Consider the following 15932-nt stretch of genomic DNA (forward strand, 5'->3'; position numbering starts at 1 on the left):
CAGCCCACCGAGGGCGGGCGATACCGCCCGCCCTCTTGCTTTTCGCTTTTTGGATAAAGGAGTGTATGCCACATGAAAATTCGATTCCTCCGCCGGGCCGGAGCGCTGCTGCTGGCGCTGACGCTGGCCGCCGCCCTGCTGGCGGTTCCCGCCGCCGCCGTTGACCCCGGAGATCAGCCGGACCCGCCCGCCACCGTCGCCGTCACCGGCGTCTCCCTGAACCCGGCCTCCCTCTCCCTGGAGGTCGGGGACACGGGGACCCTCGCCGCCGCCGTGGCCCCTGCGGACGCCACGAACCAAGCGGTCACCTGGTCCAGCAGCAACGAGGCGGTCGCCACGGTCTCCAATGGCACGGTTTCCGCCAGATCCGCCGGTCAGGCCGCCATTACCGTCACTACCGAGGACGGCGGATTTACGGCCCAGTGCTTCGTCACCGTAACGGTGCCGCCCCCTGTGGCCGTCTCCAGCGTCTCGCTGAACAAGGACAGCCTCTCTCTGGAGGTCGGGCAGGAGGAACAGCTCCTCGCCACCGTCCTTCCGGCCAATGCCGCCGACAAAACCGTTACCTGGTACAGCAGCAACACCCGCGTCGCCACCGTGGGCGAGGATGGCGCCGTCCAGGCCCTCTCCGCCGGCACCGCCCTGATCTCCGCCGGGGCGGGTGGGAAATTCGCCTACTGCAATCTCACCGTCACCGCGCCGCCCACCGGCGTCACCGCCGTGGAGCTCGACCAGCGCGCCGTCTCCATTCCCGTGGGGGGCAGTCTCACCCTTACCGCCACGGTCATCCCCAGCAGCGCGGCGGATAAGTTCCTCACCTGGAAAAGCTCCAACAGCGCGGTGAAAGTGGTCCCCAGCAGCACCGGAGGCACCGCGGTGGTCTCCGTTCCCTCCACCACGGCGGTGGGAACCACCGCCACCATCACCGTCACCTCCAGCAACAACCCCGGCGCCGCCGACAGCTGCCTGATCCGCGTGGTGGCCGCCCAGCCCCCCGCCGTCACCAGCGTGGCCATCACCAGCCGCACCAGCGACGAATTTAAATACGTGGACCCGGGCAAGACCTTCCAGCTCACCGCCGAGGCCTATCCCACCAACGCTCTGGAGGCAGACCGGAAGATCACCTGGTCCTCCAGCGACACCTCCGTCGCCACCGTGGGGCAGGACGGCGTGGTCAAGGGCGTCTCGCCGGGCAAGGCCGTCATCACCGCCCAGGCCGGCGGGTCCGACGGGCCCACTGCCGTCCGGGAGATTGAGGTCTCCGGCCTGCTTTTGAGCTATGTCAAAAAATCCTCTACCGGCGGCGTGGGCACCACGGTGCAGCTTACGCCGGACACCGTGGTGGAGCTTTTCCAGTACCGGGACATCAGCGTCACCGTCTCGGCTTATGGTCAGGCCCGCCTGCGGACCATCAACTGGGACAGCACCAACAACACCGTGGCCCAGGTCATCGGCGGCCGGGTCACCGCCAACTATCCCGGTGAGAACGCGATCATCACCGCCGCCGCCGCCGGCACCGGCTACAGCGCCAGCTTCAAGGTCCGGGTGACGGAGGACGTGGCCGACGCCATCACCGTCAACATGGGCTCCAGCCCCTCCTACTCCTTCTCCAGCGTCGTCAGCGAGTTGAACAGCCGTTCCCAGGCCAAGGCCGGGGGCCCCCTGGACAACGTGTATAATCTGAAGGTCTCCACCAAGAACGGCGTCCTGTACTACCGGTTCAACTCCCCCGACGCGCCCAACCACGGCGTGGGCGGCACGGAGCGGTACTACTACCAGCCCACCGCCCAGGGGCAGATGGCCCTGCGGGACATCACCTTCGTCCCCAACTCCGGCTTCAGCGGCACCGCCGTGGTGGACTACAACGCCGTCTCCACCAACGGCACCGCCTTCACCGGCACCATCCGCATTGAGGCCACTGCCACCGGCGACGTGACCTATTCCACCGCCATGGACCAGCCCGTCACCTTCGCGGCGGAGCATTTCTCCGCTATCTGCCGGGGCCGGAATGGTCAGGCCATCCGTCACGTCACCTTTGAGCAGCCCTCCTCCAGCCGGGGAACCCTGTACTACAACTACAGTCCCACCGGCCAGTACTCCCCCAAGGTGGACAGCGCCACCCGGTACTACGCCACCAGCAATCCCTCCATCGATCAGGTGACCTTCGTCCCCGCCAAGGGCTATATCGGGGACGTGGACATCGCCTACCGCTGCACCGACAGCTCCGGCGCCTCCTATACCGGCACCGTCACCGTCACGGTCTACTCTCCCGACGGCTCCGAGAGCCGGGATGTGGAGTACTCCACCGGCCTGAACCAGCGGCTGGAGCTCAACGGCGCCGACTTCAACACCGCCTGCCAGCGGGCCACCAACGGCACTCTGGACCGCATCCGCTTTGACAGTCTCCCCTCCTCCAGCGCGGGCATTCTGTACCTGAACTACACCAGCAGCTCCAGCACCCGGGTCTCCACCGGGCGGAACTACTACCGGAATTCCACGCCCCGCATTTCCAACATCACCTTTGTTCCCGCCCGGAACTACAGCGGCACCGTCACCATCCCCTTTACCGGGACCAACACTTCCGGCGCCACCTTCAGCGGCAATCTGGTCATCCATGTGGACGACAGCCTGGGGACCGTGCACTACTCCACCCCTCGGAACCAGACCGTCACTTTCAGCGCCGAGGATTTTAACGACGCCTGCCGCCAGGCCAACGGCCGGACGCTGAACCGGGTGCGCTTCACCCGTCTGCCCTCCTCCAGCGCCGGAACGCTGTACTACAACTATGTCAGCTCCAGCTCCACCGGCACCCGGGTCTCCACCGGCACGGACTACTACCGCTCCGGCTCGCCCTCCCTCTCCAGCGTCACCTTCTCCCCCGCCATCGGGTATGACGGCACCGTCTCCATTCCCTTCGACGGGTACGACAGCAACGGCTCCCGTTTTGACGGCACCGTCACCATCGCGGTGGGCAGCGCCTCCTCCAGCCGCACGGTGAGCTATTCCACCGTCACCGGCGGCTCCGTCCGGTTTGACGCCGCGGACTTCAACACCGCCTGCCGCAGCGCCACGGGGGACACGCTGAACTATGTCCGCTTCGACCTGCCCGCCTCCCGGTACGGTACGCTCTACTATCAGTACAGCACCAGCACCCGCACCGGCACGGCGGTCAGCAGCGGCACAGGCTATTACCGCTCCGGCGGCAGCCGCCAGATCGGCGACGTGAGCTTCGCCGCCTCCTCCACCGCCGGCACCGTCACCTTCGGCTACACCGGCTACAGCACCCGGGGGGACTCCTTCTCCGGTACGGTGGAAATTCAGGTTTCCTCCTCCGCCACCGGCGCCAGCTCCACCATCCGCTACACCGGAAGCTCCGCGCCCATTTCCTTCCGGGCCCTGGACTTCCAGAACGCCTGCCAGACGGCCCTGGGGAACGCGCTGTCCTACGTTCAGTTCAGCACCCTGCCCGCCGTGGGCCACCTGTACCAGAACTACAGCGGCCCTGGCCATACCGGCACCGGCGCCAGCAGCGTCACCCGCTACGGCGTACAGGAGCTGGGCCAGCTCAGCTACGTTCCCAGGGCGGAGTATCAGGGGACCATCGTCATTCCCTATACCGCCTACGACGTCCAGGGCGGCAGCTACGCCGGCACGGTGGAGGTTCAGCTCTCCAACTTCTATTGCTACACCCCCTTTACCGACGTAGCCGCCGGCTGGGACTGGGCGAAGCCCTCCATTGAGTTCCTCCGCTCCAGCGGCATCACCACCGGCTATAGTGACAACACCTTCCGCCCCGGCCAGCAGATCAGCCGGGGGGAGTTCACGCTGATGATCTGCCGGGCCTTCCAATTCCCCACCACCGGCAGCTCTGGCTTCCCCGACGTGCCCGCCGGCAGCGTCTACGCCGGAGCCGTGGCCTCCGCCAGGGACCTGGGCATCGTCCAGGGGAACAACGGCCGCTTCCAGCCGGACCGTCCCATCACCCGGCAAAGCGCCATGACCATGATCTGCCGGGCCATGGAGGCTGCGGGGCAGCCCGTCTCCACGGCGGACAGCTCCCTCCTCGCCGCCTATGCCGACGGCGGGCAGGTCTCCGCCCACGCCCGTTCCTCCGTGGCCGCGCTAATTCAAATGGGTGCCGTCCGGGGAACCGCCAACATGCGCATCAATCCCACCGCCGCCATCAGCCGGGCGGAGATGGCGGTCATTCTCCACCGGGTTCTGTCCCGGTAAGATAAGGAAGGAGACGGGATCATGAGTATCTTCAAATCGCTCCTGAAACGGACGGAGGAGGACCGGTCCTCCCAAGCAAACCAGGACTTTCTGCCGGACCTATACAGCGGCATGAAGGTGGAAGTGCTGACCCCGGCCAACGCCCTGATTTTCGTGGGCAAGCTCCGCGTCCTCGGCCGCGACCTTCTGGAGCTCCGGGCGGAGGCGGGGGGCTATCTCCCCCGGGCGCTCTACAACCAGCCGGTAAAGCTCCGGGTCTTCCAGAGAGATGGCAGCGCCTTCACCCTCAACGGTATCGTCAGCCAAAACAGCTTTGACTTCTGGCGTGTAGAAAAGCTGAAATACCTGCAAAACAGCGAAAACCGCAGCTTTTTCCGCCAGAACACTGGCGTGAGCGGCTGGGTCTATCCCATCACCTCCTCCAAGGGGCAGAAATTCTCCTGCAAGGTGCTGGACGTCAGCGCCGGCGGCGCCCGGGTGATTACGGATAAGCTCATCGAGCTGGGAGGCGCCTTCCGGCTGGAGGCCGCTCTGCTGCCGAATGAAGAGCCCTTTTTGCTCACCTGTCAGGTAACCCGCATCCTGGTCCGGTCCCAGACCGCCAGCCCCGTAAAAAAGTACGAGTACGGCTGTCAGTTTACGGACCTCTCCCCCCGGGAGCAGGACCGGCTGCTTCAGGCCATCTTTACGCTCCAGCGTAAAGTACTCCAGGCCCGCCGGGATCAGTAAGCCTCTATACAAAGTCGCCGTGCGCACCGCTTTCGCGGTGCGCACGGTTTCTTTGCGCCCGATTTTAAATTTCTCCGTTTCCGGCAATACTGGTAAAAACTCACAAAAGCGGAGGTTTCAGATGAGCGTCACCTTTTCACAATTCTGCACCGGCACGCCGGAGGTTCGGGAAACGCTGCGCCGCTGCATCGACGGCCTGGGGGCCCAAGGCCGGAGTTACGAATTCCCGGACTGCCGGATGCCGGAGGGCTGCGTCCCCCGGCAGGCGGTGCTGGGCTTTTTGAAGCGGGAGAAAGGATATCTGCTTTACTGGCGTCCCGCGGTGGTCTACCGGGGGAAGAGTCCGGTGCTGGCCGCCCTCTTTGCAAGAAGCCTCTGGCGCTTTGACAGCTTCGAGGCTATGAGCGCCCGCCTCTCCTCCCTCCGGCGGGAGGTGGCGGAAGCGCCCCGGCCCTTCCGCCCCCCGGTGCTGACGGCGGAACCGGCGGTCCCGTCTTCCGCGCCGCTCTCCCCCTGGCCGCTTCTCTACCGCAGACTTCGGGAGGAGCTGAGCCGCCATGTACTGGGACAGTCCCAGGCGGTGGAGGCCGCCGCCTTCCGGCTGTACAGCCACGCGGGAAAACGGGCCCCGGCCCGGCCTCTGTCCCTGATCTTTCACGGTCCCACCGGCGTGGGAAAGTCGGAACTGGGCAAGGCCCTGGCTCCGGCGCTGGAGCGCTGCTGCGGCAGGCGGTTTCAATTTGTCTGGACGGAGCTGAACACCTTCACCCAGCCCCACTCCGTCCACCGGCTCACCGGCGCGCCGCCGGGCTACGTGGGCTATGAGGACCAGCCCATCTTCGAGGCGGTGCGGCAGAACCCCTGCACCGTCTTCATGTTCGACGAGCTGGAGAAGGCCCACCCGGAGGTGCTGAAGGTCTTCATGTCCATCTTGGACGAGGGGCGCTGCACTGCCCACAAGGCCGACGACGCCGGCGGGCGGGAGCTGGACTTCCGCCGCTGCGTGTTCGTCTTCACCTCCAACGCGGACCTGACGGCGGCGGGGGGACGTCCCCTGGGCTTCTCCCCCCACCGGCTCCCTCCCCCGGATTCGGAAACTCCGGCGGAACCGGCCACGCCGGCAGAACTGGCGGAGCGGCTCTTCCGGGAAAACGAAGAAGCACGCCGGGCTATGGTGCGCCTCGGCGTGCTTCAGGAAATCGCGGGCCGCTTCAGCGGCATCATTGGCTTTCACCGTCTGGACAGCGAAGCCCGTCAGGCCGTCACCGTCAAGCAGATTCAGGCCCTTGGCAGGGAGTACGGCCTGGAAATTCTCCAGGTGGAGGAGGACACCGCCCAGGCGCTGACGCCTGGGGAGGACGCCCTCTCCGTCCGCTCCTCCGTCTGCGTGCTGGAGAGTCATCTGGCCCCCCTGCTGGCCGCAGCCTCGGGCCGGACGGCCTACCGCCTGGCCGGACTGCCCGGCAGTCTCAAGCTGCTGCCCGATTACTCCCAGTCCAGCTCCACCACGGCGTTGGCGGCCTCGTCCAGCTTATAGAGGCGGCCATCATTGGACAGGAAGACGCTTCCGGCGATCTGGCTGTCTTCATCGTAGATGTTTACCCGCATGCAGGTGGTCTCGGCAATGCGGACGGAGCCCTCCTGGGGCATCAGCTCATAGGACTCCATGGACTCGCCGGGAAGCCCCAGCTTGGACGGGTGCATCGCCTCCAGGTCCGCCAGTCCGCGGCTGGGCGCGCTGGGCATCTGCGCGGCGGGCTTGGGATCCCGCACCCGGCCCTCGGGCATATCCAGCGTCACAGTGCAGGTGTCGCCCCTCCAGTCCAACAGCAGGGAGTGGACGCCGCCGCCGCTTCCGTCCTCATTTTCGGGCACGTTCCGGGCCAGCTGGACGGAGCCGCTCTCCCCCAGCTCCGGAAGGTCAATCCGCAGAAGGGTCTCATCCACGGCGGAGAAACCCGCGTCCTCGGTGGTCATCAGCGCTGCGTAGGCGGAGGCCAGACTGCCGGCATTTTGCAGCCCCTCATAGCGGTAGAGAATTTTGGTAAAGGCCTCCGTCTCCTCCGCAGGTTCGGCGGCGGCCTCTCCTTCTTCGCCGTCTGCCTCGCCGGTCCCCTCCGGTTCCGCCGGAGGCTCCGGCACAAGCTCCTCCCGATAGACCAGCACCTGCTCCCCGGTTACCGGCAGGGCGGTGATGGGCACCTCGTTCTCTTTGAGTATGTACTCATAGGGGGCGGCAATGGGCTCCGGCGGAGCCTCTTCCTCCTCCTCGCCGCCGCCCTTCAGAAAGAAGAACGCGCCCACAGCCACTGCCGCAATCACCACCGGCAAAAGGAGCAGCAGCTTTTTCTTTCCCTTTTTCTTGGGCTTGCCGCCCTCCTCGCCCTCCACGGCGCTGGCGGCGGTCTTCGCCACAACTTTGGCCTTTTTCTCCGCCGCCTTCTGGGCGGCTTTCTGCGCCTTCTTCGTGGCCTGCTCCGCCTTCTTGGTTTGCTTTGCCGCCTTCTTTTCGGCGCTTTGCACCGCCCGGGCCGCCTTTTTCTCCGCCTGGGCCGCCTGCTTCTGCTTGGCCGCCTCGGCCTTTCTGCCGGCGGCCTCCACCTGCTGGGCGGCTTTTTGCGCCTTGCGCTCGGCCTTTTGTATGATCTTTTCCGCCTTATCCTGTTTCAATGCTTCACTCTCCTATACTCACACCGTCCGCTCAGCGAATGATGATGGTGTCCCGGTCCTTCACCGCCTGGCTGAATCCGCACTCCACTCCGTTTACCAGCAGATGCACCGGCCCCTCCAGCTGCCCGAAATCCACGCCGGAGCGCTCCAGCAGGTCCATCAGATAATAGGGCTGTCCGTTCTCCTTCGGCGGCAGAACCATAGGCTGTCCGTTCAGAAGAATCTCCACCTCCCGCTTGCGGACCAGCGGCTTCGGAGCCGGCGTTTCTATAGCCGGCGTCTCCGCAGGGGCAGGGAGGGGTTCCGGCGGAGGAGGCGGGGCAGGCGCAGGAGCTGGCGCGGGAGAAGGCGCGGGGACACGCTCCTCCTCCGGTTCGGGCGGCGGCGTCATACCGCCGGGGCCCTCCAGGGTCAGGACGACGTCGCCCTGGCGGAGGGGCGTTTTGAAGTCCCCCTCCTGGTTGTTCAGCAGCACCCGGCCGGAGAAGTCCTTCCCCAGCAGCTCTCCCAGGGTCTTGGCGGCGTCCGCGCCGCTGCGGGCGGGCTGGAAGCGGATGCTGTCCCCCGCGTGGACCACCGTGGTGATGGCCGCCTCCTCTCCGTTCACCCGCAGAATGGCGGGAACGGCGGGCTCGCCCCGGAGGATCATATGCCTGCCGTTGAGGGTCACGCCCAGGTTTCGGCCAGAGCGGCCCAGCATGTCGGCGTAGGTATACCCGTTCATCAGCAAAATATCCCGGACGGTCAGCACGCCGCTGCGGAAGAGCTTGGCCGTCTCGCCGTTGAGGGTGATGACATAGCTGTCGTTCAGCAGACCCAGGGCGGCGGAGACGGCGATGCCCAGGGGCGTGGCATACTCCGGGTTGTTCAGGTCGATCTCATCGGCAAAGGCGCTTTTGGAATAGTTGCTCCCGGCGATGGCCACCCGCCGCTCGTCCATACCCAGGCTGGCCGCCACCTTTTCCCGGAGACCGTCCAGCTTGCTGCCGCCGCCCGCCAGGAACAAAGCCGAGGGCGCGCCGCCGTTGAGCTCCGCCACCTGGGCGGCAATGGCCTCCGCCAGGCGGCCCATGGGCTCCTGAATGGCGGTGTGAATCTCCTCGAAGGTGGCGGTGTTCTCTAGGCCCAGGATGTCCGTATAGTGGGCGTCCTCTCCGGGGCGGAGGTTCCGCTTCATCTCCTCGGCGGTCTGGAAGTCCACCAGATAGGCCCGCATGATGGCCTCGGTAATCTCGTCTCCGGCGATGGTGGCCATGGTATAGCCGGTGACGCTGCCATCCCGGCAGACGGCGATGTCCGTGGTGCCCGCCCCGATGTCCACCAGGGCCAGGTTTAAAAGGCGCAGCTCCGCCGGAATGGCAGCGTTCATGGCGGCGATGGGCTCCAGCGTCAGACTGGAGACCTGGAGGCCCGCCGCCCGCATGGCGGCATACAGGCTTTCCACCACCTCGCCGGGGAGGAAGGTGGCCACCACGTCCGCCTCCGCCTTCTGGCCGCTGTGGTCCAGCAGGGAGGAGAGGGGATAATTGTCCAGCCGGTACTGCGCCACGGTGTAGCCCACCATGAAGAACTGCCGCCGCACCTCGTCCTCCACTTGCAGCGCATCCTCGGCGGCGGAGAGGGCCCCGGCCTCCAGCCGGCTGATCATCTCGGCGGTGATGCTCTTTTCGTCGCTCAAATCCAGGGCGAAGCTGCCGCTCTGGGTCCGCAGGGCCCGTCCGGCGGCGGCCACACACACCCGCTCCAGGCGAACGCCCAGACGCTCCTCCAGGCGCTCCGTCACGGTCCGGGCCAAGGCGCCCACCTGCTGAATGTTGTCAATCTGGCCGTCCAGCATGGCCCGGCTGCCATGCTCGGCCATTTCGATCTCCATGGCCTTAAACCGGCCTCCGGAGGGCTTTCCCACCACGCCCACAACGCTGCGGGTGCCGATATCCAGGGCGAAAATCATATCCCGCTCCTGGGCTCTGAAATCCTTCATAACGAGACGCTCCTTTTCCTGTCTCCCTCTCAAAGGGGGGGCACAAATGATGCCAGAAGGCGGCACCGAACCGCCTTCTGGCAATCATGGCAGGGAACTCTACTGCCAGCGCGGAATGGCGCGAGAGGTCCTGCGGTCATTCCATGGCAGCTCGCGTCTTAATATTTGCTGAAGGGACTGCCGCCCGCACTGCTGTAACCGCTGTCATAGACGTCGTCCCCGCCGTCGTCGGAATAGCTGGGCGCGGCGCTGTAGCTGACGCTGCCGGAAGTGCTATCGCTGAGAAGGCGGAACTTGGAGAGCAGGTCCTTCATCAGGGAGGCCTGGCTGCTCAGCTCCTCGCTGGCGGCGGCGGACTGCTCGGACGTGGCGGAGTTGGTCTGCACCACGGAGGAAATCTGGTCAATACCCTCGGTGACCTGGGCGATGGCCTCGGCCTCCTCCTCCACCGCCTTGGCAATCTCCTGGAGGGCGGCCATGGACTCGTTGGTCGCTTCCACAGTCTTGCTCAGGGAATCGGACACCCGCTTGACGATCTCGCTGCCGTCCTGGACAGAGGTGATGGAGTTGTCAATCAGCTCCTTGGTGGCCTTGGCGGCCTGGTCGGACTTGGTGGCCAGATTCCGAACCTCATCCGCCACCACGGCGAAGCCCTTGCCGGCGCTGCCCGCCCGGGCGGCCTCCACGGCGGCGTTCAGGGCCAGGATGTTGGTCTGGAAGGCAATGTTCTCAATGGTGGCGATGATCTTTCCAATCTCCTCGGAGGAGCTGGAGATCTTCTCCATGGCCTTCACCATCTCCTCCATGTAATCGGCGCTCTCCCGCACCCGGAGGTCGGCGTTCTTGGAGTGGTCAATGGCCTCTTCGCTGCGCTTGGCGTTGCTCTGGGAGCGGCTGGAAATCTCGGCGATGGTGGCGGACAGCTCCTGAACGGCGCTGGCCTGCTCCGTCGCGCCCTGGGCCAGGGCCTGGGCGCCGGTGGACACCTGGTCGGACCCGGAGGAGACCTGCTCGCCGCTGAGGTTGATCTGCGCCAGGGTGTCGCTGAGACTGCGGTTAATGACGCGGATGGACTTCAGCATGCTGCTCAGCTCGCCCACATACAGCTGCTCCACCTGGGTGCGGCAGTTGAAGTTTCCGTCGCCCATCTCCTCCAGAAGGCGGCAGGTATCCTTGATGACCCCATCCAGAACCTTCTGGCTGGTGCGCAGCGCGTCGCACATCTCGCCCAGCTCGCTGGTGCTCTCATAGTCCACGGGGATATCCAGCTTGCCCTCGCTGAAGCCCACCAGGGCAACGCGGACCTTTTCGACGGGGATCACGATGCTCTTAATGATGAGAAGGGCGATGCGGAGGACAACGAGGGTGGCAATGACCATGGCCACAATAATGATAATCATGGCAATATTGGAAATCATGCTCTGCCGGTCAATAATATTGGCCTGCTCCGCCTGGAGCTTCGCGGCCAGCGTGTCGCCGGCCGCAGCGGCCTGCGTCAGGGCGGGCGTGCAGCTTTCCACGATCATGGTGGCGGCCTTCTGCTGGTTTGTCCGGGCCGTCTGACTGATGGTGCTCGCTTCCTCCTCCCAGTCCTCCACCAGCTTGACAAAGTTGTTCAGCTCCGTCTTGTCCTCCAGAGGATAGATGCTGTTCAGCTCCGTCAGTTCCTCCTTCAGCTGGCTGATTTTGCTGTTGGTGGTGTCCAGGCTGCTCATATCGCCGGACAAAACCGCGTCCCGCAGGCTGCGGGCGGCGATGTTGTAGCTGATGCGGCACTCCGAAACCGTCTGATTGGACTCGACATACCGCTCCAGAATGTCGGTATACTGGCTCTTCTGCATGTTCATCAAGATCAGAGAGGTGATGATAATGATTGCGGAGACAGCAATGGTAATTCCATACCCCATGACCAGGCTTTTCCTGACCTTCATGTTTTTAATCATTTTGAGTCTTCCTCCTCTTTCAATCCATGATCTTTGTATCGAATCTATGATCATCGGCTTCGGGGCTATACCACATCGCCGTATCTTCCCTTCTCGACGTCGCCGAAAATCTTTCCATCCACCAGCGTCACCACCCGGCGGCGCATGATGTTCACATAGCGGCTGGCATGGGTGGCCATGATGACCGTGGTGCCCATGCGGTTGACCTCCTGCAAAAGCTGAAACATGTCCCAGATGTTGTCGTCGTCCAGATTGGCCGTGATTTCGTCCAGCACCAGGATGGGGGGGCTGTTGATCAGGGCCCGGGCCAGCTCCACCCGGCGGCACTCCCCGATGGACATCTCCACGGGATAGCGGTTCTCCACTCCCCGCATGCCCACCAGGCCCAGCACCTTCTTCACCCGCATCTCCACATGCTTGCCGCTTTCCAAGCGGCGCCGGCCCACCTGGGCGGCAATCCAGAGGTTTTCCTCCACCGTCATCTTTCGAATCAGGCTGTGCTCCTGCTGGACTTTTCCAAACAAGATGGCCATGCGGTTCTGGCTCCAGGGAATCAGCTTCCCCAGGTCCTTCTTGTCCAGGCAGACCGAGCCCTTGTCCGGTTTCACCTTGCCGGAGATCAGGTCCAGCAGCGTGGTCTTTCCCGCGCCGCTGCTGCCGACGACAAACACGAACTCCCCCTGCTTAATGGTAAGGTCCACATTTTCTACGCCGACCTCAAACTTCTTGCCCTTGTTCTCCTTTTGCTGTCTTCGGTCCAGCTTATAGCGCTTTGTTACGTTTTCCAGCGTGATTGTGGGCATAGTCTGCGCTCCCGTAGTCTTGAATTCTTCGGATTTCCAGCCGCTGTCCGTCCATATGCGCGCAAAGACGGGAGCCCGGCCGGACAGGCCAGCCGGGACTCCGGCTCTTCGCATTCTTATGATGGATAGATGGATTTTTCGCGCGTCAGCTTACGGTTGACCACCCGGTCCAGCTCCACCAGCTGCTTTAAAACCCGCCGGTTCAAACCGATCTGATTGGCCAGCGGAATCTCTGCCTCCGTCTCCGCCTCCCCGCCTTTTAAAAGGGCGCTCAGGCGGTCCTGCGCGGCGGGGGGCAGAGCCTGCCGCTGCTGGTCCAGCGCCTGATGGGCTCTGGCCAGCTTGTCGGTGGGTTCCTGCCGCATGGAGACCAGCATCTGCACGGTGATCTGGTCATCCCGGTCCACCGCCTCCGCCAGCTGGCGGGTCAGGTCCAGGGCCTCGTTCAATGCGGCGTAAATGCGTTTGAGCTGTACGTGGGCGTCCAAAAGCGCCGCTGCGTCCATGATATCCCTACTTTCCTGAGTCTCCGCTCTTCTGCGCCTGGCGGAAGGCGTCCCGCAGTTCGCCCACCATGGTTTTCACGTGGGACAAGACCTCCTTGCGGCGGCCAATCTTCGCCCGGCCCAGCTCATAGGTGAAATACTCGTAAAGCTGCGCCAGATTCCTGCTGATGGGATACTGCCGGTCCAGCGTAGCGTCCAGGTACTCGATGATCGCGACGGCCCGCTCCAAGGCGGCTTCATACGTCTCGTAGTTCTGCTGGTCCAGCATGAGCTCCCCCTGAGCCAGACGTTTGTACAGCTCATCATACAGCAGCAGCAGCAGTTCGCCCTGGGTCATGGTGTTGATGCTCTGCTCCTTGTATTGCTGGAAGCCTTTCATATCCATTGTCTGTGGATCACCGCCTTTTTATTAACCGCCCATCATCAGTTGGGAGAAGTAGGAGCTCTGGGAATTCATCTGCTGCACCAGCTGCTCCAGCCGGGTGAACTGGTTGGTGTAGTAGTCCACCTGGTCGCTCATCTTATCCTCCCACTTCTCGATTTGCTCGTCAATCCGATTGAGTTCCTTTTGAATTGTATTGGTATACAGCGTACTGGGCGCCAGCACAGAGCCCGCCTTGTCCACCAGAATGCCCTTGCCGCCGCTGGTCTTGCCGTACAGGTCCAGGGGGGCCTTGATGGCCTGCATCAATCCGTTGGAGCTGGCGCCGGTCTCCGTGCTCTTGCTGAAGATGTCCCGGACCCGGTCGGGGTCGCTCTCCAGGGTTTCCCGCAGCTTTTTCTCGTCCAGCTTCAGCGTGGTCAGACCGTCGGCGTAGCTGGTGGTGATGCCCGCGGCCTTCAAATCCGCGCCGTCCTGTCCCACCATGGAGATGGCGGAGGTCAGACGCTTGTAGAGGGTGGCAAGGTCATTGTCGCCGAAGAGGATGCCGGTCTTGGCCTTATCCTCCCAGGCCTTGATGGAGCTCTCCGACATGTCCTCCATGTCCTCGTCGGTCAGGGGTTCATAATACTGCTTGTTGCTCCGCTGAAGAGGCAGGGTGGAATAGGCGTTCTTGAGCTCCGTCACCATGGCGTTGTAATCCTCCACCATGGCCTTGACGGCGTCCACGATCTTGTCAGAATCGCTGCTGGTCTCGAAGGTGACCTTCTCTGCGGCGGGGTCCAGAGAGCCGTCCGCCTGATAGCCGAAGGTATCCTTCAGCGTGACGCTCATGCCGTCCAGTTCCACGGTGTTGGAGGCGCGGGTCAGCTCCATCTCCTTGCCGTTGATGGTGGCGGAGAAAACCGCGTCCGTACCGGCCACATAGTCCGCCCCATCGGCGGAGGGGTCCCCAAACAGGGCGGCGGACAGCCCCTCGAACTTGATGCCCTCCGCCGCGCCGGTTTTTTTGGCGGTGAAGACCAGCTCGTTGGTGGTCTTGGAATAGCTGGCGCTGACGCCGGCGTCTTTGTTGTTGTTGATCTGCGTGATGAGGGTGGAGAGGGAGGTATCCTCTGTGAAGTCGCCTACATGCACGCCATTGACGTCCAAGCTGTAGACGGTCTCCATAATGGGGTTGCCATCCTCGTCCCTGAGCACGTTGCCCTTGGAGTCCTTCTTCTCCTGCTCTTTGGAGACCAGGCCCTTCAGCCCCTCCTCGCCCAGAAGGTCCTTGATGGTCCTGCTGGTGTCCAGATAGCTGTTGGTGCCGCTGTCCCCCAGGCCCAGAATCTTGTTCTTGTCGGCCTTGATCTCGAAGGTGGAGCCCTCCTTGGCTGTGAACTGGAACTGGATGCCCTCCTTGCCGTCACTGGCCTTCGCCGCGTCGCTGACGGTCAGCTTATCCTTGCCAAAGGCGTCGTCAATCTTGGTTTGAAGGGCCTTGACATACGCCTCGTCCCGCCACTGGCGGCTCGCGGCGCTCTTGAGCTCCTCGCCGTTGGCGATCTTTTCCTTCAGCTCCTTGAGGTAGGGGATGTTCTTCCCCTCCGCCGCCATATCGTCCAGACTCTTGAGCATCTCGTCCCGGGTGGGCATTTTGAAGCTCTTGGTCACGCCGTCCAGGGTGATGGACATGGAGGTCTCGGAGAGGTAATCGGTGGCGCTCTTCTCCTGCTTTACCAGGGATTCGCTGCCGTACATGAAGATACCGCTGAGGCTCTTCACGCCCGTGCCGGGCTTTGTGCCGCACATGAGCACCTTCTGGATGCTCTCGCTGGCGCTGCTGATATAGACGCCGTTTTTCTTGCTGTCGGTAAAGCCGATGGTGCCGTTGGGTCCCGCCTCGGCCTTGACCACCTTATCCAGCAGCTCGTCGCCGGTATAGCTGCTGTTGCCGATGGTGACGGTCTGCTTTTTGAGCTGGTTGTTGATCTCGTCGGCCAGCTTCTGGGCGGCGGTCTTTCCGCCCTCCATGTCCGCCGGGTCATCTTTGAAAATCATGGTCTCGTCAAAGGTGACGGTGAGATAGGTCCGGGCGTCGGAGCCGCCGTAGGCCAAGGTCATATTGCCGCTGAACGTGCTGACGTCCAGGGGCTGGTCCAGGTCAAAGGACCCGGGGGCCAGGGCGGAGGTGGTCTTGCCGGCCGCGGAGCTGCTGATGAGCTTATCGATGCTGCTGCCGCTGATGGCATAGCGGGCGGAGGTGGCCAGCTGCTTCACCCCGTTGAGGGAAACGCTGCTGCTGGTCCGGCCGGCGGCGGACACCTTGGAGGCGTTGGCCCCCTTGGCCACGGTGGTGACGGCCTGGTTAAAGAAGCTGCTGGACATCAGGTTGCTGGCGGAATTATAAGAGGTGTACTTATCCGAAAACACGGACATCTTATCGATGATGCTGCGGTACGCCTCCTGCTTCCACTCCGTCTTTGTACGCTTCTTCTGGAGCGCGGTGATCTTGTTTTTGTAGGCGGATATGGCGTTTTCGATCATGGACTCCGTGTCCAGGCCGCTGGCGAGACCCGAGAGTACGTTTCGATTGCCATAAATGCTCTTGCTGCTGCTGACACCGCTGACAGATGCCATATGCTTCCACTCCTTTCAGATTTGGAAATTTAGGCGAGGTTCCGGTCCCAATCGGTCCGAAGC

General features: G+C 63.5%; 10 protein-coding genes. 3 read left to right on the forward strand and 7 right to left on the reverse strand.

Translation table 11 applies throughout. The annotated features are described in order from the left end of the window. Positions 1-72 precede the first annotated feature (72 nt). The 3 genes from QZ329_RS03860 to QZ329_RS03870 all read left to right on the forward strand — a co-directional run bounded on the left by QZ329_RS03860 (position 73) and on the right by QZ329_RS03870 (position 6499). Positions 73-4233, forward strand: coding sequence for an Ig-like domain-containing protein (locus QZ329_RS03860; RefSeq protein WP_295748487.1), 4161 nt, complete (start codon positions 73-75; stop codon positions 4231-4233). A 21-nt stretch (positions 4234-4254) separates the two neighbouring features. After that, the gene (locus QZ329_RS03865; RefSeq protein ID WP_295748489.1) at positions 4255-4962 is read left to right on the forward strand and encodes a PilZ domain-containing protein; all 708 of its coding nucleotides are present in this window, start codon (positions 4255-4257) and stop codon (positions 4960-4962) included. Between the two features lie 121 nt (positions 4963-5083). Next, positions 5084-6499: an AAA family ATPase gene (locus tag QZ329_RS03870; protein WP_295748491.1), complete on the forward strand. Its 1416-nt coding sequence runs from the start codon at positions 5084-5086 to the stop codon at positions 6497-6499. On the opposite strand, the gene QZ329_RS03875 is transcribed toward QZ329_RS03870, so the two are convergent. From QZ329_RS03875 to fliD, 7 genes are all read right to left on the reverse strand, one after another. Next, a complete protein-coding gene (locus tag QZ329_RS03875) occupies positions 6448-7632 on the reverse strand; it encodes a hypothetical protein (RefSeq protein ID WP_295748493.1) in 1185 nt (394 codons plus the stop codon). The genes QZ329_RS03870 and QZ329_RS03875 overlap by 52 nt on opposite strands. Positions 7633-7663: 31 nt before the next feature. Continuing rightward, the gene (locus QZ329_RS03880) at positions 7664-9613 is read right to left on the reverse strand and encodes a cell division FtsA domain-containing protein (protein WP_295748495.1); all 1950 of its coding nucleotides are present in this window, start codon (positions 9611-9613) and stop codon (positions 7664-7666) included. Positions 9614-9771: 158 nt separating this feature from the next. Further along, positions 9772-11556, reverse strand: coding sequence for a methyl-accepting chemotaxis protein (locus QZ329_RS03885; protein ID WP_295748497.1), 1785 nt, complete (start codon positions 11554-11556; stop codon positions 9772-9774). 65 nt (positions 11557-11621) lie between these two features. Continuing rightward, positions 11622-12359: an ATP-binding cassette domain-containing protein gene (locus QZ329_RS03890; protein WP_295748499.1), complete on the reverse strand. Its 738-nt coding sequence runs from the start codon at positions 12357-12359 to the stop codon at positions 11622-11624. Positions 12360-12475: 116 nt separating this feature from the next. Then, complete coding sequence (locus tag QZ329_RS03895; RefSeq protein ID WP_295748502.1) at positions 12476-12865, reverse strand: hypothetical protein; 390 nt, start codon at positions 12863-12865, stop codon at positions 12476-12478. 7 nt (positions 12866-12872) lie between these two features. Continuing rightward, positions 12873-13250, reverse strand: coding sequence for a flagellar export chaperone FliS (gene fliS, locus QZ329_RS03900; protein WP_295748504.1), 378 nt, complete (start codon positions 13248-13250; stop codon positions 12873-12875). A gap of 24 nt (positions 13251-13274) precedes the next feature. Next, entirely contained in the window at positions 13275-15869 is a 2595-nt protein-coding gene (fliD, locus tag QZ329_RS03905) for a flagellar filament capping protein FliD (protein WP_295748506.1), read from the reverse strand. Positions 15870-15932 lie beyond the last annotated feature (63 nt).

It is taken from the genome of uncultured Oscillibacter sp. (genome assembly GCF_910579365.1).
Taxonomy (GTDB): domain Bacteria; phylum Bacillota; class Clostridia; order Oscillospirales; family Oscillospiraceae; genus Oscillibacter.

Excerpts from the sequence above, each read along its gene's own strand:
- QZ329_RS03860 (WP_295748487.1), top strand. The coding sequence starts at position 73 with ATGAAAATTCGATTCCTCCGCCGGGCCGGAGCGCTGCTGCTGGCGCTG.
- QZ329_RS03865 (WP_295748489.1), top strand. The coding sequence starts at position 4,255 with ATGAGTATCTTCAAATCGCTCCTGAAACGGACGGAGGAGGACCGGTCC.
- QZ329_RS03870 (WP_295748491.1), top strand. The coding sequence starts at position 5,084 with ATGAGCGTCACCTTTTCACAATTCTGCACCGGCACGCCGGAGGTTCGG.
- QZ329_RS03880 (WP_295748495.1), bottom strand. The coding sequence starts at position 9,613 with ATGAAGGATTTCAGAGCCCAGGAGCGGGATATGATTTTCGCCCTGGAT.
- QZ329_RS03885 (WP_295748497.1), bottom strand. The coding sequence starts at position 11,556 with ATGATTAAAAACATGAAGGTCAGGAAAAGCCTGGTCATGGGGTATGGA.
- QZ329_RS03890 (WP_295748499.1), bottom strand. The coding sequence starts at position 12,359 with ATGCCCACAATCACGCTGGAAAACGTAACAAAGCGCTATAAGCTGGAC.
- QZ329_RS03895 (WP_295748502.1), bottom strand. The coding sequence starts at position 12,865 with ATGGACGCAGCGGCGCTTTTGGACGCCCACGTACAGCTCAAACGCATT.
- fliS (WP_295748504.1), bottom strand. The coding sequence starts at position 13,250 with ATGGATATGAAAGGCTTCCAGCAATACAAGGAGCAGAGCATCAACACC.
- fliD (WP_295748506.1), bottom strand. The coding sequence starts at position 15,869 with ATGGCATCTGTCAGCGGTGTCAGCAGCAGCAAGAGCATTTATGGCAAT.